The 18,431-nt window shown below is 72.2% G+C and carries 18 protein-coding genes and 1 tRNA gene; 11 read left to right on the top strand and 8 right to left on the bottom strand.

Annotation, left to right across the window (positions count from 1 at the left end):
* The first annotated feature begins 2 nt into the window (after positions 1-2).
* A complete protein-coding gene (gene nuoN / locus ACOJVX_RS23615; RefSeq protein WP_417853602.1) occupies positions 3-1,604 on the top strand; it encodes an NADH-quinone oxidoreductase subunit NuoN in 1,602 nt (533 codons plus the stop codon).
* Positions 1,605-1,638: 34 nt separating this feature from the next.
* A complete protein-coding gene (locus ACOJVX_RS23610) occupies positions 1,639-2,658 on the top strand; it encodes a polyprenyl synthetase family protein (RefSeq protein WP_422647097.1) in 1,020 nt (339 codons plus the stop codon).
* A 750-nt stretch (positions 2,659-3,408) separates the two neighbouring features.
* Here the strand turns inward: ACOJVX_RS23610 and rarD are convergent.
* Entirely contained in the window at positions 3,409-4,386 is a 978-nt protein-coding gene (gene rarD / locus ACOJVX_RS23605; RefSeq protein WP_026419556.1) for an EamA family transporter RarD, read from the bottom strand.
* 348 nt (positions 4,387-4,734) lie between these two features.
* Here rarD and ACOJVX_RS23600 point away from each other — a divergent pair, with 348 nt between their 5' ends.
* The gene (locus tag ACOJVX_RS23600; protein ID WP_418153297.1) at positions 4,735-6,186 is read left to right on the top strand and encodes a hypothetical protein; all 1,452 of its coding nucleotides are present in this window, start codon (positions 4,735-4,737) and stop codon (positions 6,184-6,186) included.
* 189 nt (positions 6,187-6,375) lie between these two features.
* On the opposite strand, the gene ACOJVX_RS23595 is transcribed toward ACOJVX_RS23600, so the two are convergent.
* The 3 genes from ACOJVX_RS23595 to ACOJVX_RS23585 all read right to left on the bottom strand — a co-directional run bounded on the left by ACOJVX_RS23595 (position 6,376) and on the right by ACOJVX_RS23585 (position 10,283).
* On the bottom strand, positions 6,376-7,440 hold the full coding sequence (locus ACOJVX_RS23595) for a 2-oxoacid:ferredoxin oxidoreductase subunit beta (protein ID WP_026419554.1): 1,065 nt from the start codon (positions 7,438-7,440) through the stop codon (positions 6,376-6,378).
* Positions 7,441-7,534: 94 nt separating this feature from the next.
* Entirely contained in the window at positions 7,535-9,475 is a 1,941-nt protein-coding gene (locus ACOJVX_RS23590) for a 2-oxoacid:acceptor oxidoreductase subunit alpha (protein ID WP_030104492.1), read from the bottom strand.
* Between the two features lie 343 nt (positions 9,476-9,818).
* On the bottom strand, positions 9,819-10,283 hold the full coding sequence (locus ACOJVX_RS23585; protein WP_026419552.1) for an Lrp/AsnC family transcriptional regulator: 465 nt from the start codon (positions 10,281-10,283) through the stop codon (positions 9,819-9,821).
* A 74-nt stretch (positions 10,284-10,357) separates the two neighbouring features.
* Between ACOJVX_RS23585 and ddaH the strand changes: the two genes are divergently transcribed.
* Positions 10,358-11,287 carry a dimethylargininase gene (gene ddaH, locus ACOJVX_RS23580; protein WP_418153298.1) on the top strand — a complete coding sequence of 310 codons (930 nt, stop codon included), beginning with the start codon at positions 10,358-10,360 and terminating at the stop codon, positions 11,285-11,287.
* A 96-nt stretch (positions 11,288-11,383) separates the two neighbouring features.
* Here ddaH and ACOJVX_RS23575 read toward each other — a convergent pair whose 3' ends face one another.
* A complete protein-coding gene (locus ACOJVX_RS23575) occupies positions 11,384-11,629 on the bottom strand; it encodes a hypothetical protein (protein WP_026419550.1) in 246 nt (81 codons plus the stop codon).
* A gap of 231 nt (positions 11,630-11,860) precedes the next feature.
* On the opposite strand from ACOJVX_RS23575, the gene ACOJVX_RS23570 reads away from it, so the two are divergent.
* From ACOJVX_RS23570 to htpX, 5 genes are all read left to right on the top strand, one after another.
* Positions 11,861-12,226: a VOC family protein gene (locus ACOJVX_RS23570; RefSeq protein WP_422647096.1), complete on the top strand. Its 366-nt coding sequence runs from the start codon at positions 11,861-11,863 to the stop codon at positions 12,224-12,226.
* A gap of 96 nt (positions 12,227-12,322) precedes the next feature.
* The gene (locus ACOJVX_RS23565) at positions 12,323-12,829 is read left to right on the top strand and encodes an NADH-quinone oxidoreductase subunit B (RefSeq protein WP_026419548.1); all 507 of its coding nucleotides are present in this window, start codon (positions 12,323-12,325) and stop codon (positions 12,827-12,829) included.
* Positions 12,826-13,413: an NADH-quinone oxidoreductase subunit C gene (locus tag ACOJVX_RS23560; protein ID WP_418153301.1), complete on the top strand. Its 588-nt coding sequence runs from the start codon at positions 12,826-12,828 to the stop codon at positions 13,411-13,413. Before ACOJVX_RS23565 ends, ACOJVX_RS23560 begins: the two co-directional genes overlap by 4 nt.
* Positions 13,410-13,955 carry a 4Fe-4S binding protein gene (locus ACOJVX_RS23555; RefSeq protein WP_245588861.1) on the top strand — a complete coding sequence of 182 codons (546 nt, stop codon included), beginning with the start codon at positions 13,410-13,412 and terminating at the stop codon, positions 13,953-13,955. The genes ACOJVX_RS23560 and ACOJVX_RS23555 overlap by 4 nt, the downstream gene beginning before the upstream one ends.
* A 40-nt stretch (positions 13,956-13,995) precedes the next feature.
* Positions 13,996-14,865: a zinc metalloprotease HtpX gene (htpX, locus tag ACOJVX_RS23550; RefSeq protein WP_026419545.1), complete on the top strand. Its 870-nt coding sequence runs from the start codon at positions 13,996-13,998 to the stop codon at positions 14,863-14,865.
* Between the two features lie 58 nt (positions 14,866-14,923).
* Here the strand turns inward: htpX and rfbA are convergent, their stop codons facing one another.
* Positions 14,924-15,802 (bottom strand): glucose-1-phosphate thymidylyltransferase RfbA, encoded by an 879-nt coding sequence (rfbA, locus tag ACOJVX_RS23545; RefSeq protein WP_026419544.1) that lies wholly within the window; start codon positions 15,800-15,802, stop codon positions 14,924-14,926.
* A 262-nt stretch (positions 15,803-16,064) separates the two neighbouring features.
* Positions 16,065-16,556, bottom strand: a complete 492-nt coding sequence (locus ACOJVX_RS23540) for a YajQ family cyclic di-GMP-binding protein (RefSeq protein ID WP_026419543.1) — start codon at positions 16,554-16,556, stop codon at positions 16,065-16,067.
* A 282-nt stretch (positions 16,557-16,838) separates the two neighbouring features.
* Between ACOJVX_RS23540 and ACOJVX_RS23535 the strand changes: the two genes are divergently transcribed.
* Both ACOJVX_RS23535 and ACOJVX_RS23530 read left to right on the top strand, forming a co-directional pair.
* A tRNA-Tyr gene (locus tag ACOJVX_RS23535) sits at positions 16,839-16,919 on the top strand.
* A gap of 238 nt (positions 16,920-17,157) precedes the next feature.
* Positions 17,158-17,346: a hypothetical protein gene (locus ACOJVX_RS23530; protein WP_026419542.1), complete on the top strand. Its 189-nt coding sequence runs from the start codon at positions 17,158-17,160 to the stop codon at positions 17,344-17,346.
* Here the strand turns inward: ACOJVX_RS23530 and ACOJVX_RS23525 are convergent.
* Complete coding sequence (locus tag ACOJVX_RS23525; protein ID WP_030104488.1) at positions 17,333-18,289, bottom strand: quinone oxidoreductase family protein; 957 nt, start codon at positions 18,287-18,289, stop codon at positions 17,333-17,335. The two genes, ACOJVX_RS23530 and ACOJVX_RS23525, sit on opposite strands and share 14 nt — an antisense overlap.
* Between the last annotated feature and the right edge of the window lie 142 nt (positions 18,290-18,431).

Here is an 18,431-nt window from a genome sequence, read left to right as displayed (position 1 = left end):
GGATGAGCCTGTCACCAATGTTCCAGGCCACGCTCGGCTCCCAGGATGTCGCGCAGTCGGCGGTGAACATCCCGGAGATCGACTGGCAGGCGATCTCGCCGGTCGTGGTGGTGTTCGTCGCCGCCTGCCTCAGCGTGCTCGTCGAGGCGTTCCTTCCGAGGGAGCGCCGGTGGTCGGTGCAGGTCACGCTGTCGCTGCTCACCGTCGTGGTCGCGGGTCTCGCGCTCGGCCTCTACGTGAACTCGGACGCCGTCGTCGGCACCGGGGGCATCACGGTCGCGGGGCAGGCCGTTCCGTTGTTCTCCGCCGACTACCCGGCGTTGTTCCTGTGGGGCACCCTGCTGGCGCTGTCCTTCGGGGCGCTGTTGCTGATCGCCGACCGTTCGGTGGACGGCGGGGCCTTCGCCAGCCCCGTCCCGCCGGCCCCGGGGGGTGACCCCGTCCAGTACCAGGCGCCCGGTCGGCAGACCGAGGTGTTCCCGCTCGCGCTGTTCGCGCTCGGTGGCATGATGGTCTTCCTCGCGGCGAACGACCTGCTCACCATGTTCGTCGCCCTGGAGGTGCTCAGCCTCCCGCTCTACCTGATGTGCGGTCTGGCCCGGCGCCGGCGGCTCATCTCCCAGGAGTCGGCGGTCAAGTACTTCCTGCTGGGCGCGTTCTCCTCGGCGTTCTTCCTCTACGGTCTCGCGCTGCTCTACGGCTACGCGGGTTCCGTCCGCCTGGTCGACATCGCGGCAGCCACCGCCGGCACCGACCGCCCGGAGACCCTGCTCTACGCCGGCTTCGGCCTGCTGGTGGTCGGCCTGCTCTTCAAGGCCTCCATCGGCCCGTTCCACGCCTGGACGCCGGACGTGTACCAGGGCGCGCCGACCCCGGTGACCGCCTTCATGGCCGCGTGCACGAAGGTCGCCGCCTTCGGCGCCATCCTGCGGGTGCTGACCCTGGCGTTCGAGGCGAGCAGCTGGGAGTGGCGTGGCGTGCTGTGGGCGGTGGCCATCGTCTCGATGCTCATCGGCGCGGTGCTGGGCCTCACCCAGACCGACATGAAGCGGATGATCGCCTACTCCTCGATCGCGCACGCCGGGTTCCTGCTCGTGGGAGCCATCGCGATGACCGAGGACGGCCTGTCCGGCACGATGTTCTACCTGCTGGCCTACGGCTTCACCACGCTGGCGGCGTTCGGGATCATCACGCTGGTCCGGGACGGCAACGGCGAGGCCACGCACCTGTCCCAGTGGGCCGGGCTCGCGAAGCGGTCTCCGCTGGTCGCCGTGACCTTCGCGTTCCTGCTGCTGGCCCTGGCCGGGATTCCCATGACGAGTGGCTTCATGGGCAAGCTGGCGGTCTTCTCCGCCGCGATCGCCGACGGGATGGCCCCGTTGGTGGTCGTCGCCCTGCTGGCGAGCGCCATCGCGGCCTTCTTCTACCTGCGCGTCATCGTCCTGATGTACTTCAGCGAGCCGGCCCAGGACGGTCCGACGGTCAGTGTGCCCGGTGCCTTCACCACGGCGGCCATTACCCTCGGGGTCGTGGTCACGCTCCTGCTGGGCGTGCTCCCGGCGTTCGCCCTGGACTGGGCAAGTGTGGGCGGGTTCGTGTCGTAGGCGCGCGGGCCCCTGGTGAGAAGGCGGCGTTGACGTGTCGAGTAGTGCGCGGACCGGTTCGGGCGGCGAGAGATTCTCCTCCCTGAACATCGAGGACCCAGGGCTTTCCTCGGCCCTGGGTTCCGGGCTGCGGGAAGTGGAAGCGCTCCTCCGGGAGTTGTTGCGCAGCGAGGTCGCCCTGATCTCGGAGACCTCGCACCACCTCTTCGAGGCGGGGGGCAAGCGGTTCCGGCCGCTGTTCACCCTGCTGGCGTCCCAGTTCGGTCGGGGCATCAACGAGGACGTGGTCAAGGCCGCCGCGGCCGTGGAACTCGTGCACCTCGCGAGCCTGTACCACGACGACGTGATGGACGAGGCCAGCATGCGGCGCGGGGCGCCGAGCGCCAACGCCCGCTGGGACAACTCGATCGCGATCCTCACCGGGGACTTCCTGTTCGCCAGGGCCTCCTACCTGGTCGCCGACCTCGGGGTCGAGGCGGCGAGGATCATCGCCTCGACTTTCGGGGAGCTGGTCACCGGGCAGATGCGGGAGAGCACGGGGCCCGCCGCCGGGGCGGACCGGGTCTCGCACTACCTCACGGTCATCGCCGAGAAGACGGGGTCGCTGATCGCGACTTCGGGGCAGTACGGCGGGATGCTCTCCGGTGCCGCCGAGGCCGAGGTCCGGGCGCTGCGCCGGTTGGGCGAGCTCGTCGGCAGCATGTTCCAGATCTCCGATGACGTGATCGACATCGACTCTCCGGCGACCGAGTCGGGGAAGACGCCCGGAACGGACCTGCGGGAGGGCGTGCTCACCCTGCCGATGCTCTACGCCCTGGGCGACGAGAACGGCCAGGGTCGGTTGACGGAGCTGTTGCGGGGCCCGCTGACCGACGACCGCCAGGTGGCCGAGGCGTTGGAGCTGCTCCGCGCCTCGGACGGCCTGCGCAAGGCCCGGGAAACCCTCGCCGACTACGCGCGCCAGGCCCGTGCCCAGCTGGACACGCTGCCGAAGGGGGCGGCGAACGACGCGCTGGGCGACCTCATCGACTACATGCAGGCGCGAACGACCTGACCCGGCAGGGCGGCACGTGACATGGCCGGGCCCCGGACGGCGTTGGAGCCGCCTCCTCCGTCCCCGGGGCGGGAGTTCCGGACGGGCCGTCGACGTCCCGTTCCTCGGGGCTGGCGCCCGCTGCTGGTAGTTGGTCCGGAGCCGCGCGCCGACTCGGGCCGCGCGGCCGGGTAGGGCGAGGATTCGCCGCCGGGGTAGGGACGTCCCCGCGCCGCCCGTGCGAGCGGGGACGAGCGCGCCAGGGTGGGAGCCACGCGGGGGCGTGCCCCGATCGACGTCCCTGCCGGGGCCGCCGCGGGTGCCCGCTCGGCGTTGCCCGTTGGCGGGCCGGCGTCCGCCACTCGGGAACGGCGTGCGACCTCCGGTGGTCTGGGCGGGCCGTCGACACCGCGACGTCTCCCGCGCGGTGGGACGGAGGGTCGGCTCAGCTCGATCTGGGGCGCACGCGCCCGACGCACCAGACCGGGGAGCGGCCGCCGAGCACGAGGTCCCGGGCCCTGACCACCGTTCCCAGGACGTCGTCGGCCGACGTGGTCGCCCCGCGGTGCCGGCACACCGGACGCCGCCGGGCGGGGCCCGCGAGCGACGGACCAGCGGGCATCCGCCGGCGGGTCCGAGGATTCCCCTGCAGCGCCCGGCCTCCCGACACGTCGTCGTGGCCGCCGGCTCGGATCCCCGCGCCCGTCGAGGTGACCGTTCCCACACACGGGACCGGGTCGGGAGGGTCGGGCGCAGTCCGGGGCCGACCGCTCACACCGGTGGGAGCGCAGCCGTTGCCGCCCGGTTCCTCCTCCTGGTCCGACGCGAGGACAGCAGGCTGTCCACCGTGAACACCAGGAGCGCCAGCCACACGATGCCGAAGCCCGACCAGCGCGCCGCGGACATCGGTTCGCCGTCGACGACGAGACCGTAGACGAGCATCAGGGTCGGCGCCAGGTACTGGAGCATCCCCAGCAGGGTGAGCGGGATGCGGCGGGCCGCCCCGTTGAACAGCAACAGCGGCACGGCGGTGGCCGGGCCCGCGAGCACCAGCAGCAGGGCGTGGCCCACCCCCTCGCCGACGAACGTCGCCACGCCGGCGAGTTGGGCCCACACCAGGAATCCGAGCGCCAGCGGCGCCATCAGCGCGCTCTCCGTCATCACGCTCGTCGCGGCCCCGAGCGTGACGGTCTTCTTCAGCAGCCCGTAGAGGCCGAAGGTGATCGCCAGGCTGACGGCCAGCACCGGGGGCTGGCCGTAGTCGACTGTCAGCACGAGGACCGCGCAGAACCCGATGGCCAACGCCACCCACTGGCCGGGCCGCAGGCGTTCCCGGAGCACGGCCATCCCCAACAGCACGCTCACCAACGGGTTGATGAAGTAGCCGAGGGAGACGTCGACCGTCTGCCCGGACTGGACACCGATGACGTACAGCCCCCAGTTCACGGTGATGAGGGCGCTCGCTCCCAGGACCATCGCCCACTGTCGCGGGGGGAGCGTCCGCAGCGGCCGCCACCACCCGAAGACGAGGCCGGCCCCGCCGAGCATCACGAAGGTCCACAGGAGGCGGTGGGCGAGCACCTCGAGGGAGCCCGCGGCGGCGAGGAGTGCCCAGAAGGCGGGGAGGACCCCCCAGACCAGGTATGCGGCGACCCCGAAGAGCGTGCCGCTGCGGACCGTTCCGTCGCCACCGCCGCGACCGCCGCTGTCCTCGGCCCGCGTTCCACCCTCCACGATGCTCGCTGACACCGCGCCAACATACGCCTGGAGGAAGGGGCAGCGCTCGTTCCGGTGGGAGAACACGACGACGTGAGTGCGCCTGAGGTGGAGTTTCCGGTGAATTGCCTACTCACTGGTGCACAACTCACACCTTCGAGTGAGATCAACTGCGCGTTGGGTAGCGTATGCGGGGCCTTGCGGGTTCGGGTCCCGCCAACGTGGCCGTCGCTGTCCGACCGCCGGGTGTCCGGTTCGAGGGGCCGTCGGACGCGCGGAGCCGCCGTCGACGTGGGCCGAACACGTGGAGCCGTGTTGGCGCGGTGCGGTGCCGGCGCGGTTGGGGGCGCCAGCGTTGCCGTGCGCTAGGAGGAACTTCCTGTGACGTCGATTTTCGGGCAGGTCTGGCTGTGGAGCCTGCTCGCCTTCCTGCTGGGAGCACTGGCCACCTGGCTGTTGCTCGTGCGTCCCGTGCAGCGGAGGCTCAACCGGATCACGAGCGGCGGGGGCGCCACCGAGGACGGGCAGTCCTCGGCCGACCCACCGTCGGAGGTGGAGATCAGCTCGGACGACGTCTTCGCGGGACTGCGGGAGGGTCCGTCCCAGGCGGCGTCGCCGGACGAACCGTTCGAGGACCCCTGGGAGAACGAACGTCAGCCCGCACCCGCCGGTGACGCGGCGGACCAGCGGTCCCCGGGTTCGGGGACCCTGGTGTCCCCACCCGTGTCGACCGAGCCGGAGCCCCCGGCCTCCGGTGCGGGTCCCACCGAGCGCGGGGCGGACGAGGGAGCGTCGGCGTGGTCCCCCGCCTCGGCGCGAGGTGGGCCCCCGCCCGCCGCCGCCGCCGAGCAGACCGCCGTCATCCCGCCCGTTCCCGCCGACGACCGCCCCGTGGGCGCTCCGGAGCGGACCGGTCGTGCCGCCCAGGACGACGCCGAGCGGACCGGCAAGTTCCTCCCCGTCACCGGAGGAGGGGACCGACCGGTCGAGGCGAGCGGGCGCACCGGTCGGCTGGACGCTCGACCCCGCCCGACCCGCAGGGGCCCGGTGGACGATCCCGCGGACATCGAACTGTCGGACCCGACCCCCGGGGGCGCGGCGGAACCGGGGTTCCCGACGACGGAGCCGGCCCCGGCTCCGGGAGGCGGTTCGGCCGCCACGGCTCCGGCCGACGGGGATGACCTGGACGCCGCCTGGCCCGCGCACGACTACGAGCCGACCGGTACTCCGGACCCACCGGCGGTCGACCCCGCCGAGGGGCGCACCGACTTCTTCCGCCGACCTGACTTCTCCGAGGACGGCACGGGGGGTCGGAAGCCGGCGGTGCCGGCGGGCAGCCAGAACGACGAGGTCGAGGAGATGGCCTGGCCGGCCGAGGACGACGACGCGCCCGCCTTCCCGGAGGAGGAGACGCCGGAGCCGGCAGCCGGGGCGGTGCCGCCGGCCCCCGCGCCGAGCCAGCCCACCGACGGCGACCAGGGCGAGACCAGCGTCATCCCGGCGATCCGGGAGGACGTCGCACCCGACACACCACGACGGAACCCGACGTCGCGCGAGGAGCGCGGCGGGAGCACGCCCCAGCCACCCCGCCCGGCGACCACCGGGCCGAACCGAACGGACGACGTGGAAACCCAGCACAGCACCGCGCCCGCAGCCGACCCGGCCCCGAGGGAGGCGACGCGCGACGGGGAACGGGCGCGCAGTCTCTTCGAGCCGGTGCTCGACCCTGAGGAGTTCGCCGACTCGGGGCTGCCCCGCCGCGCCGGCGACGGCAACCCCAACCCCTCGGCCGGTGGCGACTTCATCTGGTTCGACGAGAAGAACCAGGCCTGAGGCCTGGTGGGAGCCAGCGGCTCGGCGGGGCCGGGTACCGACCACCGAGCCGGGCTCCCCGCCGCCCGCGACGCCCAACGGGAGGCGGCTCGACCTGCCCCCGGGCGGCCGACCCCGCACCGGGAGGAACGGGCGCGCCGGCACCCGACGTCCCCGGGCCGCGGTCTCTCCGGCACCCGGCCGGGTGGTTCAGCCGAGCACCTGCCAGGTGTCGTTCCCACGCAGCAGCGCGGCCAGGTCGCCCGGCTTCGACTCCTGGGCCAGCCGCACCTGCTCCCTGGCCAGGTCGTCGTAGGTCGGACGACTCACGGACCGGAAGATCCCGGTCGGGGTGTGCTCCAGGTCCTGCCCGCCGAGCCGGGACAACGCGAACGCGTAACCCGGGTCGGTGCGGCTGGCGTCGTGCACGACCACGGCGTCCTCACCCACCTCGGAGACCTTGCGGACGCGCAGTTCGAAGCCGTCCTGGACGACACCGAACTCGCCATCCGGCCCGAACCGGATCGGCTCGCCGTCCCGCAGCGGGACGATGCGCCGCTCCCGCTCACCCGGATCCTTGAGCACGTCGAACGCGCCATCGTTGAAGATCGGGCAGTTCTGGTAGATCTCGACGAGGGCGCTGCCCCGGTGCTCCGCCGCCGCCCGCAGGACCTCGGTCAGTTGCTTGCGGTCGGAGTCCATCGCCCGGGCGACGAAGGTCGCCTCCGCGCCCAACGCCAACGAGACCGGGTTGAACGGGTGGTCCAGCGAGCCGGCCGGGGTGGACTTGGTGACCTTCCCCTGCTCCGAGGTCGGCGAGTACTGGCCCTTGGTGAGCCCGTAGATCCTGTTGTTGAACAACAGGATCTTCAGGTTGACGTTCCGGCGGAGCGTGTGGATCAGGTGGTTCCCGCCGATCGACAGCGCGTCACCGTCACCGGTGACCACCCACACCGACAGGTCGGGACGCGAGGTGGCCAACCCGGTGGCGATCGCGGGGGCGCGGCCGTGGATCGAGTGCACCCCGTAGGTGTTCAGGTAGTACGGGAAGCGGGAGGAGCAGCCGATGCCGGAGACGAAGACGGTGTTCTCCCGCTTCAGCCGCAGCTCGGGCAGGAAGGACCGCACCGCGGCGAGCACGGCGTAGTCCCCGCAACCCGGGCACCAGCGGACCTCCTGGTCCGAGGTGTAGCTCTTCGCGGTCTGCTTCTCGTCCGTGGTGGGGACTCCGGCGGTGCCACCGATCGAGGGCAGGCCGAGATCAACCGTGGTCACGCGTCCTCCTGACGTGATCCTGCGCGCCCGGTCCGGTGGACCGGGCGGCCCGAGGCGGGCTGGTCCGGTGTGTGGTGCGGTGCGCGGGACCCGTTCACGCGTGGGCCCCCTGGAGCACCTGGTCGAAGACCAACTGGAGCTCCTCGGCCTTGAACGGGAGACCCGCCACCTTGGTGTGGCTGACCACGTCGACGAGGTACCTGGCGCGCAGCAACGTCGCCAGCTGCCCGAGGTTCATCTCCGGCACGATCACCCGCCGGTAGCGCCCCAGCACGTCACCGAGGTTGGATGGCATCGGGTTGAGGTGGCGCAGGTGCGCCTGCGCGATCGGGGTCCCCGTCGCCCGGACCCGCCGACAGGCCGCTCCGATGGGCCCGTAGGTGGAGCCCCAGCCCAGGACCAGCACGTCAGCCACCCCGGAGGGGTCGTCGACCTCGATGTCCGGCACGGTGATGCCGTCGATCTTGGCCTGGCGGAGGCGCACCATCCGGTCGTGGTTGTCGGGGTCGTAGGAGATGTCCCCGCGCCCGTCGGACTTCTCCAGACCGCCGATGCGGTGTTCGAGGCCCGGCGTCCCCGGAACGGCCCACGGTCGCGCCAGCGTCTCCGGGTCCCGCAGGTAGGGCCAGAACTCGCCGGACCCGTCCGGGGCGTTGGGTTCGGTCGCGAACGGCACGCGGAGGTCGGGGAGCGCCGTGAGGTCCGGCAGCAACCACGGCTCGGAGCCGTTGGCGATGTACCCGTCGGAGAGCAGCAGCACCGGCGTGCGGTAGGTGAGCGCGATCCGGGTGGCCTCCAGCGCGACGTCGAAGCAGTCGGCGGGCGAGGACGGGGCCAGCACCGGCACGGGAGCCTCGCCGTTGCGCCCGTACATCGCCTGGAGCAGGTCGGCCTGCTCGGTCTTGGTCGGCAGTCCCGTGGACGGGCCGCCACGCTGGATGTCGCAGATCAGCAGCGGGAGCTCCGTCATCACGGCCAGCCCGATCGTCTCGGACTTGAGGGCGATGCCGGGCCCGGAGGTCGTGGTCACACCGAGGGCACCCCCGTAGGAGGCCCCCAACGCCGCCCCGATCCCGGCGATCTCGTCCTCGGCCTGGAACGTCGTCACCCCGAAGTTCTTGTGCTTGCTCAGCTCGTGCAGCACGTCGGAGGCGGGGGTGATCGGGTAGGTGCCGAGGAAGACGTCCAGCCCGGACCGTTGGCCGGCGGCCACGATCCCGTAGGCCAACGCCAGGTTCCCCGTGATCTGGCGGTAGGTGCCGGGCGGTAGCTTCGCCGGCGCGACCTCGTAGGTCACCCCGAAGGCCTCGGTGGTCTCGCCGTAGTTCCAGCCGGTGCGGAACGCGAGGATGTTGGCTTCGGCGATCTCGGGGCGCCGCCGGAACTTCTCCCGGAGGAACCGTTCGGTGCCCTCCGTGGGGCGGTTGTACATCCAGGACAACAGGCCGAGCGCGAACATGTTCTTCGCCCGCTCGGCATCCTTCTTCGACAGCCCAGTCTCCTCCAGGGCGCCCCTGGTCAGGGACGCCATGGCGACCTCGTGCACCTGGAACCCGCCGAGCGAGCCGTCCTCCAACGGGTTCGACGAGTAACCGACCTTGGTCAGGTTCCGCTTGGTGAACTCGTCGGTGTTGAGGATCAGGATGCCGCCCTGCGGCAGGTCCCGGATGTTGGCCTTCAACGCGGCCGGGTTCATCGCGACCAGGACGTCGGGGCGGTCTCCCGGGGTGAGGATGTCGTAGTCCGCGAAGTGCAGCTGGAAGCTGGACACCCCCGGGAGCGTGCCGGCGGGGGCGCGGATCTCGGCGGGGAAGTTGGGCAGGGTGGCGAGGTCGTTGCCGAAGGCGGCGGCCTCGGAGGTGAAACGGTCGCCGGTGAGCTGCATCCCGTCGCCGGAGTCACCAGCGAACCGGATCACCACCCGGTCGAGTTTGTGAGCCTCTTTCGAGCGGGCCGGTAGGCCCTGGACGCCGTCCGGGAGCGCGGCTGCGCCGTTCCCGGCGGGACCGTCGCCGCCGTGGCCGGTCACGGTCATGTCTTCGCAGTCCTTAGCGTTGTTGGGGTGGCGGCCGTCGCCGCTCTCGACGCGTTTCCTCCAGTCGAGAGTAGCCGCTGATCGGTTGGCCACCGGAGGCCGAGCAACGGTTCGTTCACCATCCGGACACCGGTGTCCGGAACGCCACGGCCCGCCGCCGTGGCCAGCCGGACCCCCGGCTTCGTCCATTGGCACGATAAGGACAACCTTACTAGCCAGCCGGGTTAGTGAATCCGGTCACTTGCTCGACTGACGTCGTGACCCTCGGCGTTCACCGGACCCCGGGGAGTGGTCGCGCGGTCGTCGCGTCGTGGAGGGGGCCGGCGGGCACGCCGGCGCCCCCTCAGGAGGACGGTGCGGTTCGCCCGTCTGGTTGCGGGGGGCGCTCCAGGAGGGTCGACAGCACCACGGTCGAGACGGTGCGGTCGACGATGTCCACCGCCCGCAGGCGTTCCAGCGCCGTCTCGAGGTGGTGGATGCTCGCGGCCCGCAGGTGCACGATGGCGTCGGCCGCTCCCGACACGGTGTAGGCGGCCACGATCTCCGGGAGCGGTTCGAGGCTGCTCCTGATCCGTCCCGGCGTCACGTTGCCGTTGCAGTGCACCTCGACGAAGGCCTCCGTGCCCCAGCCGAGGGCCTCCGGGTCGACCACGGCGGTGAAGCCCCGAAGGATGCCCAGGTCGAGCAGTTTGTCCACCCGCCGCTTCACCGCGGGCGCCGAGAGCCCCACCACCGCGCCGATGTCCGCGTAACTCGATCGGGCATCGGCGACCATGCGTGAAACGATTCGTTGGTCAATCTCATCCATGCGAAACATTCTGCCGGTAAAAACGCAACGCAGCGGCGTTGTTCGTAGTATCTGGCGGGATTTACATTTCGTTCATGTCGTCCATCACCTCGGGTGCTCCCGTTTCCGCCGCCGCTCCGGTCGCCAGTGGCGCCACGCCCAGCCAGGTGCTGCCCCAACCGGCCGAACGGCGGAGCACGACGACCGACCGCCAGGAGACCCCCCGCCGGTACCTGATGTGCCCTCCCGCGCATTTCGAGGTGAGCTACGCCATCAACCCGTGGATGGACCCCGCCGCCCCGGTCAGCCGGGAGCGGGCCCTCGACCAGTGGCACGCGCTGCGCCGCGTCTACGAGGGACTCGGGCACCGGGTCGAGGTGATCGACCCCGTCGAGGGGCTGCCGGACATGGTGTTCGCCGCGAACTCCGGGACGGTGGTCGGCGGCCGGGTGCTGGGCGCGCGGTTCCGGTCGGCCGAGCGGGCCGACGAGGCGGCGCACTACCGGCGCTGGTTCGAGGCCAACGGCTACGCCGACGTGACGATGCCGGTGCACGTCAACGAGGCGGAAGGGGACCTCACCTGGACCGGACGCCTGCTGCTGGCCGGAACGGGATTCCGCACCGAACTCGCCGCGCACGCGGAGGCACAGGAGGCCCTGGGCGTCCCGGTGGTGTCCCTGCGCCTGGTCGACCCCCGGCTGTACCACCTGGACACCGCGCTCTTCGTGCTCGACGACCAGGGGCCCGACCCCCTGATCGCCTACTACCCGCCGGCCTTCTCCCCCGGATCACGCCAGGTCCTCGAACGCCTCTTCCCGGACGCGGTGATCGCGGACGACACCGACGCCCGGTGCCTCGGGCTCAACGGGGTGTCCGACGGCCGCCACGTCGTGCTGCCCCGCGAGGCGACCAACCTGGCCGCACGGGTCGCGCTGCGCGGGTTCGACCCCGTCCTCGTCGACGTCAGCGAACTCCGCAAGGCGGGCGGGGGGCCCAAGTGCTGCACGATGGAGCTGCGGGACTGAGGCGGACCGGCGTCGGACCGGAGTCGACGTCGCGCCCCGGGAGGCGCGCCTGGCCGACACGGGCCGGCCGGCCCGCGCGCCGGCCGGCCCCACCCGTCAGAGCATGCCCGCCTCGGCCAGCTTGTCGGCCAGGCAGGTGTCGTACACGGGGTCGTACAGCTTGCCGCCGGTGACCGCGCCGACCACGACGGTGGTCGCGCAGACGTGGTTCTCCACCTCGGTCCCCAGCCGGTCGAGCGCCGGGTCCAGCCGGTTCCCCGCCTCGGCGGCGAAGGCGGCCGGGGCGCCGGCGGCGAGCAGACCGGCAACCGCGGCGGAGACCGTTCCAAACTGCTTCAACACTGTGATGACCTCTTCGTCCGGGACATGGCCACGCCGCCATCCGGCGGGAAGCCCTGGATGATCAAGAGGTCAAACGTAGTGGCGGCCGCTCGCCCCTCGGCCTGTCCTGACCGCATCGAGTGGATCTCTTCGCCCGTCCAGGTGAGGGGCGGGCAGCGAGTTCCCTCGGCTCGCCGAACCCCGGACTTCGTGCTCCGCTCCCCGGCGGCCGGCCGTGAGAGGCTGACCGTCATGGTCACCGCCCGCCGCATCGCCCCGATCCTCCCCGTCCGCGACCTGCTCGCCGCGATGGAGCACTACCGGACGCTCGGCTTCGAGGTGGCGGCCCACGACGACGCCAGCTACGCCTTCGCCCAGCGGGACGAGGTCGAGATCCACCTCACCCCCGTGGTGGCGCACGACCCGGCGACCAGCGCCGGCGCCGCCTACCTCTACGTCGACGACGCCGCCGCGCTCGCCGCCGCCTGGGAGGCGAGCTCCTCCCTCGGCACCACCCGGCCGCCGGTCGCCACCGACCACGGGCTCCTGGAGGGCGCGCACGTCGACCCCGACGGCAACCTGATCCGGTTCGGCTCCCCGCTGCCCCCACCGGGCTGACCACCCCCCACCCCTCCGGCCGGTCACCTCCGCCGTGCGAGTCGGACGGCTCACCGCCGGGTCCCCGGCCGCCCACCCCGCCTACGCTGTCGCCTCGTGACCACCACCCCACTCCGACTCGGCCCACCCGCACCTCGGCGGACATCGCTGTCGTGGGAGGGGCGGTTCCGGGTCACCGTGCTCGACCTGGGGCTCGCCTGCTGCGGTGTCGAGGTGATGGCGGCACTCCACGAGGAGGGCGCCCCCACCGAACCAGACGCCACCGAACCCCCGGACCTCCCCATCGGGTGGGTGCTGGTGGTGTCCGGGACAGTCACCGACGTGATGCTCCCCGCCGTGCTGGCCACCTACGCCGAACTACCGGAGCCCCGCTACGTCCTCTCGGTCGGAGCCTGCAGCAACACCGGCGGCCCCTACTGGGACTCCTACAGCGTCACCAAGGGCATCGACCAGTTGCTCCCGGTCCACGTCGCGGTCCCCGGCTGCCCGCCCCGCCCCGACGCCGTGCTGGGCGGACTGCGCGCCCTCCACCGGATGCTCACCGAGGGCGCGACACCCGGCACGGCCAGCGCGCCGGGCACATCCGAGGGGGACACCGCATGAGGGCCGGATCCGCGGAGCTCGCCGAGGAGCTGTCGCGACACCTGACGGACGCCGAGATCTCCTCGGAGTTCGGCCAGCACGCGGTGTCCGTGCCGCTCACCAGCTGGCCCCGCGCGGCCATCGCCGCCCGCGACCTCCTCGGATGCGCCCTCTTCGACTGGCTCGGCGCGGAGGACGACGGTGCCCCCACCGAGGAACCAGGGCGGGCACACCGCGTCACCCTGCACGTCGTGGACCCCGCGCGCCGCCTCGGGCTGCTGCTCCGCACCCAGGTGGTGTCCGGCGGAACCCTGCCCAGCCTGCACCAGGTGTGGGACGGCGCCGCCTGGCACGAACGGGAGCTCGCGGAGATGTTCGGGCTCGACGTGACCGGGCTGGCGACACCACCGCTGTTGCTGCCCCCCTCCTTCGTCGGCCACCCCCTGCGGAAGGACTTCGTGCTGGCCTCCCGGGCCACCCGCCCCTGGCCCGGAGCTCCGGAGCCGGGGGAGTCCACCGCCGACGCCGCGACGGGCGGCCGGCGGCGCGGCACGCCGCCGGGCGTGCCGGACCCGTCGTGGGGACCCAGGAGGGAAGGACCGTGAGCGGCGTGCGGCCGACGACCGACAGCGGAACCGGTCCGGGGGACACCACCGGCACCCACGGCGGGCGCTCGGGGGTCCCGGCGCGATCCCGGGGCGCCATCGCCCTCGTGGAGGCGAACTGCACCGTCTGCATGCTGTGCGCCCGCGAGTGCCCGGACTGGTGCATCCACATCGAGTCCCACACGGAGACGCTCCCGCAGCCGGGACGGGCGCGGGACCGCAGGCAACCGGTGCTCGACCGGTTCGCCATCGACTACGGACAGTGCCTGTACTGCGGGATCTGCGTCGAGGTCTGCCCCTTCGACGCCCTCCACTGGGCCGAGACCCACGACTACCCGGGGACCGGGGGCGCTGGCGGACTGGGAGCGACGTCGGAGCTGGTGGCGGAGCGGGACGACCTGACGGCCTCGGTCGCCGCCGTCCCTCCTCCCCCGCCGCTGGACGACGGAGCGGAACCACCTCCCGAGCGAACGGGACCTCGGTCACAGAAAGTGAGTGGGGGAACGTCCGGTCGGCCCAGCACGTTGTTCGGACGGACGTAACCGCACCGGCAGTCGAGTGATCCGGCGGAGGCGATACGACGTGCACAAGCATTGGAACGGGCTGAAGACCGCGCTGCTCCTCGGCGGCCTCAGCGCGCTCATCATCGTCGTCGCGGGTGTGATCGGAGCGCGGACCGGCCTGCTGATCGGTCTGGTGTTGGCGCTGGCCGTGAACGGCTACGCCTACTTCAACTCCGACAAGCTCGCTCTGCGCGCCATGCGCGCCAGGCCCGTCTCCGAGGCGGAACAACCGGCGATGTACCGGATCGTCCGGGAGCTGGCCACCAGCGCCCGGCAGCCGATGCCGCGGCTCTACGTGAGCCCCACCGAGGCACCCAACGCCTTCGCCACCGGCCGCAACCCGCGCAACGCCGCGGTCTGCTGCACCACCGGCATCCTGCGCCTGCTGGACGAACGGGAACTGCGCGGCGTGCTGGGCCACGAGCTCTCCCACGTCTACAACCGGGACATCCTCATCTCCTCGGTCGCCGGCGCGCTCGCCAGCGTGGTGACCTTCCTGGCGAACTTCGCCATGTTCTTCGGCGCCTTCGGCGGCAACGGCAACCGCTCGAACCCCTTCGCGTTGCTGCTCATCGCGCTGCTCGGCCCGATCGCCGCCGCCGTCGTCCAGATGGCGGTGAGCCGGTCGCGCGAGTACCAGGCGGACGCCTCCGGCGCGGAGCTGACCGGTGACCCGCTCGCCCTCGCCTCCGCGCTGCGGAAGCTGGAACGGGGTACCCGGGAGGCGCCACTCGCTCCGGAACCCCGGCTCGTGTCCGAGTCGCACCTGATGATCGCCAACCCGTTCCGCCCGGGGGAGGGGATGGCCAGGATGTTCTCCACCCACCCCCCCATCGACGACCGGGTTCGCCGACTCGAGCAACTCGCCGGCCGGCAACTGCCCTGGTGAGGCGGGCTGGCTCCGAGGCCGGCGCGCCTCGGGCCGCCAGCTCGGGGGACGGGAGCCCTCAGCCGTCGAGGATGCCCCGCGCGACGTCCATCACGTAGCGGCCGTACCCGGACTTGGCGAGCGTGACCCCCAGCGCGTGGCACGCCTCGGCGTCGATGTACCCCATGCGCAGCGCGATCTCCTCGAGGCAGGCGATCCGGACGCCCTGTCGGGCCTCCAGCACCTGGACGAACTGCCCCGCCGCCAACATCGCGTCGTGCGTCCCGGTGTCCAGCCAGGCGAAGCCGCGCCCCAGGTCCACCAGCTGGGCGCGGCCCTCCCGCAGGTAGGCGAGGTTCACGTCGGTGATCTCCAGCTCGCCCCTCGGTGACGGCGTGAGCTGCTTGGCGATCTCGATCACGTCGTTGTCGTAGAAGTACAACCCGGTGATCGCCTTGTTCGACTTCGGCGTGAGCGGTTTCTCCTCGATCGAGAGCAACCGGCCGTGCGCGTCGACCTCGCCGACGCCGTACCGTTCCGGGTCCTGCACCGGGTAACCGAACAACACGCACCCGTCCACCGAGGCGGAGTGCCTGCTCAGCAGTCGGGGCAGCCCGTGCCCGTAGAAGATGTTGTCGCCCAGCACCAGGGCGACGTCGTCCTCACCGATGAAGTCGGCCCCGATCAGGAACGCCTCGGCGAGCCCGTTGGGCTCCGGCTGCACCGCGTACTCGAAGCGCAGGCCCAGCTGCTGGCCGTCGCCCAGCAGCCGGCGGAACAGCGGGAGGTCCTGGGGAGTCGAGATGATCAGGATCTCCCTGACTCCGGCGAGCATCAACACCGAGATCGGGTAGTAGATCATCGGCTTGTCGTAGACCGGCAACAACTGCTTGGACACCGCCTGGGTGATCGGGTGCAGTCGGGTACCGCTGCCGCCGGCAAGCACAATCCCCTTCACGGTGCCAGGACGTTACCCGCTCGCGCCGCGTCGCGGCACCGCACGATTGCCGAAGTCACCGCACAGCCGTCCTCCGGCGAGACCGGGTTCCCCGCGCCACCCACCGGAGGACGAGCGGCGCGTGGCGCCTGCCCGGGCCGCCTCGGACGCTCCTCGGCGGCAGGAGACCAGGCGCGCACCCGACGAGGGCGGGCGACGAGCACCGCCACCGCACCCTGGTCGCCTGGACCGCCCGACCAGGACGACCGGGGGCGGCGCTGGCCTACCGGTAGTTGGTGAACTGGAGCGCGATGTCGAAGTCGGCTTCCTTGAGCAGGGTGATGGTCTTCTGGAGGTCGTCCTTCTTCTTGGCCGACACCCGGAGCTGCTCACCCTGGATCTGCGCCTGCACGCCCTTCGGGCCCTCGTCCCGGATCTTCTTGGCGATCTGCTTGGCCTTGTCGCTGGCGATGCCCTGGATGATCTTGCCAGTGACCTTGTGGACCTGCCCGGACAGGGCGGGGTCACCCACCTCGAACGCCTTCATCGAGATGCCCCGCTTGATGAGCTTCTCCTTGAAGACCTCGATCGCGGCCCGGCAGCGCTCCTCGGTCTCGGACTCGATCGTCACCGCCTCCTCGCCGGCCCAGGAGATCCTGGTCCCGGTCCCCCGGAAGTCGAAACGGCTCGACAGCTCCTTGGCCGCCTGGTTGAGCGCGTTGTCCACCTCCTGGCGGTCGACCTTGCTCACGACGTCGAATGACGCGTCCGCCACCTGGCCCCACCTCCGCGGTCGTGTGCCGACACGGCAGGGCGCCGCATCGCCTGTGGTGGCGCAAACCTACTAGGCGCGGTCGCTCCACCGCGTCGCACCCGCCCCTCCCGCCAGGGCCGATACCACCCGCGCGACGCCTCCTCCCCGCGCGGGAGGAATGGTGCGCGGCGGGCTTCCGCGAGCCGTGGCCGAGCGGGCGACACGCCGACCACAACCCCCGTGCGGGTACCACCGGTGGTGTGTGTATGCTCTGTGGCGTCGGATCGGGTGACGGTTCGGCAAGGCGGGTTGCCCGAGCGGCCAAAGGGAGCGGACTGTAAATCCGTCGCGCAAGCTACGAAGGTTCGAATCCTTCACCCGCCACACCAGCCAGAACGCCCCGGTGAGCTGCGAGAACAGCTGACCGGGGCGTTCGTGCGTCGTCCGCCGTGTCCGGCTCGCAGCGGCCGCTTGTGCCCAATGCGTGCCCAAATCAGGGCGGCTGTGCCGAATACGTGCCGAAGTCCTCGGCCGCTGGGCGCCCCGGGCCGCCGCGATCCAGGCGGGCTCCACGCCGCCGTGCTGGGTCGGCAGGGCGCGACCTGGCTCCCGGGGAGTCACCATGTCCGGGCGGTCGCCGCAACGGCTGCTGGTGGTCGCGGCGCACTCGCGGGACGTGCGGGGAGCTCGGCGCCTGGTCGTGGGCCTCGCGGGCCTGGTCGACGGTGGCGGGGCGCGCCGCGACGAGACCAGTGCCCTCGGGGTGTTCCCGGGCGTGCCCGTGCTCGCACCTGCCCTCAGGGGACCATGATGACGCGACCGAGCCGCCCCCGTTCCTCGGCGCGGGCGTGGGCGGCGGCGGCCTCGCTGAGCGGGTAGACCCGGTCCACCGGAGCGGACAGCGCACCGGTGGCGACGTCACGGAGCATCGTGTCGAGCAGGGCGCGGGTCGCCGGTTCCGCCATGACACCCCCGAGGAAGCAGCCGATCAGCGTCAGCCGCCTGGCGAGGATCTGGAGGGTGTCGATGGCCGCCGATCCGCCGGACCTGCCGCCGACGAGCACGACACGACCACCGTCCTCGACGGCTCCGAGCCCGGCCAGCAGGGCGTCGCCGCCGACGGTGTCGATGAGGACGTGCGCGCCGTGGTCGAGCACGGCCCTCACCTGGTCGGCGATGGCGTGGGGACGCGGGACGACCGCGTCGGTGAGGCCGTGGGGGCGCAGCGCGTCGAGTGCGGCCGGGTCGCTGCCCGTGCCGAGCACCCTGGCTCCGGCCCGGTGGGCGAGTTGGACGAGGCCGACGCCGACGCCGCCCGTGGCGCCCTGCACCAGGACGGCCTCGCCGGGCTGGATCGCGGCCTGGGACACGGCCAACGCGGCGGTGCCGAGTCCGATGAACGCGGCGGCGGCCGTCGTGCTCGACACTCCGTCCGGCACGGCCCAGGTCGTCGCGGCGGGCGCGGCGCGGAGTGACGCGTGGGAGCCCTCGAAGCCGAAGGTCACGACCCGTTGGCCCACCGAGAAGCTCGTGACCGCCGTCCCCAGGGCCACGATCTCGCCGGCGGCCGCGTACCCCACGACCCGCGGCGGAGAACCCGGGTCGACGGCACGCCGTGCCTGGAGGTCGCCGCCCTCGATGCTGATCGCCTCGACGCGCACGAGGACCTCGTCCTCTGCGGGTTCGGGGTCGGGGACGGTCTCGACGCGCAGCACCTCGGGTCCGCCGGGAGCCCGGTAGATCGCAGCCCTCATCGTCCCGCCCCCCGCTCCGTCCGGTCGATCGACCGGCCACATCCTAGGCGTGGCGGGGGACGCGGTGGCGACCACCGGCCACGTGGACCGGTCGACCGGGCGGCCCGGGTCGCGTGCCAGGTGGGAACGGGCGCCCGCGCGA

The organism is Actinoalloteichus caeruleus (assembly GCF_049311605.1).
Taxonomy (GTDB): domain Bacteria; phylum Actinomycetota; class Actinomycetes; order Mycobacteriales; family Pseudonocardiaceae; genus Actinoalloteichus_B; species Actinoalloteichus_B caeruleus.
Note: the sequence above shows the minus strand (reverse complement) of the source record. Positions and strands in the feature narration are given on the sequence as shown.

Coding starts and splice junctions, on each gene's coding strand:
- nuoN (WP_417853602.1), top strand. CDS start 3: ATGAGCCTGTCACCAATGTTCCAGGCCACGCTCGGCTCCCAGGATGTC.
- ACOJVX_RS23590 (WP_030104492.1), bottom strand. CDS start 9,475: ATGACCGTGACCGGCCACGGCGGCGACGGTCCCGCCGGGAACGGCGCA.
- ACOJVX_RS23585 (WP_026419552.1), bottom strand. CDS start 10,283: ATGGATGAGATTGACCAACGAATCGTTTCACGCATGGTCGCCGATGCC.
- ddaH (WP_418153298.1), top strand. CDS start 10,358: ATGTCGTCCATCACCTCGGGTGCTCCCGTTTCCGCCGCCGCTCCGGTC.
- ACOJVX_RS23570 (WP_422647096.1), top strand. CDS start 11,861: ATGGTCACCGCCCGCCGCATCGCCCCGATCCTCCCCGTCCGCGACCTG.
- ACOJVX_RS23560 (WP_418153301.1), top strand. CDS start 12,826: ATGAGGGCCGGATCCGCGGAGCTCGCCGAGGAGCTGTCGCGACACCTG.
- ACOJVX_RS23530 (WP_026419542.1), top strand. CDS start 17,158: ATGTCCGGGCGGTCGCCGCAACGGCTGCTGGTGGTCGCGGCGCACTCG.
- ACOJVX_RS23525 (WP_030104488.1), bottom strand. CDS start 18,289: ATGAGGGCTGCGATCTACCGGGCTCCCGGCGGACCCGAGGTGCTGCGC.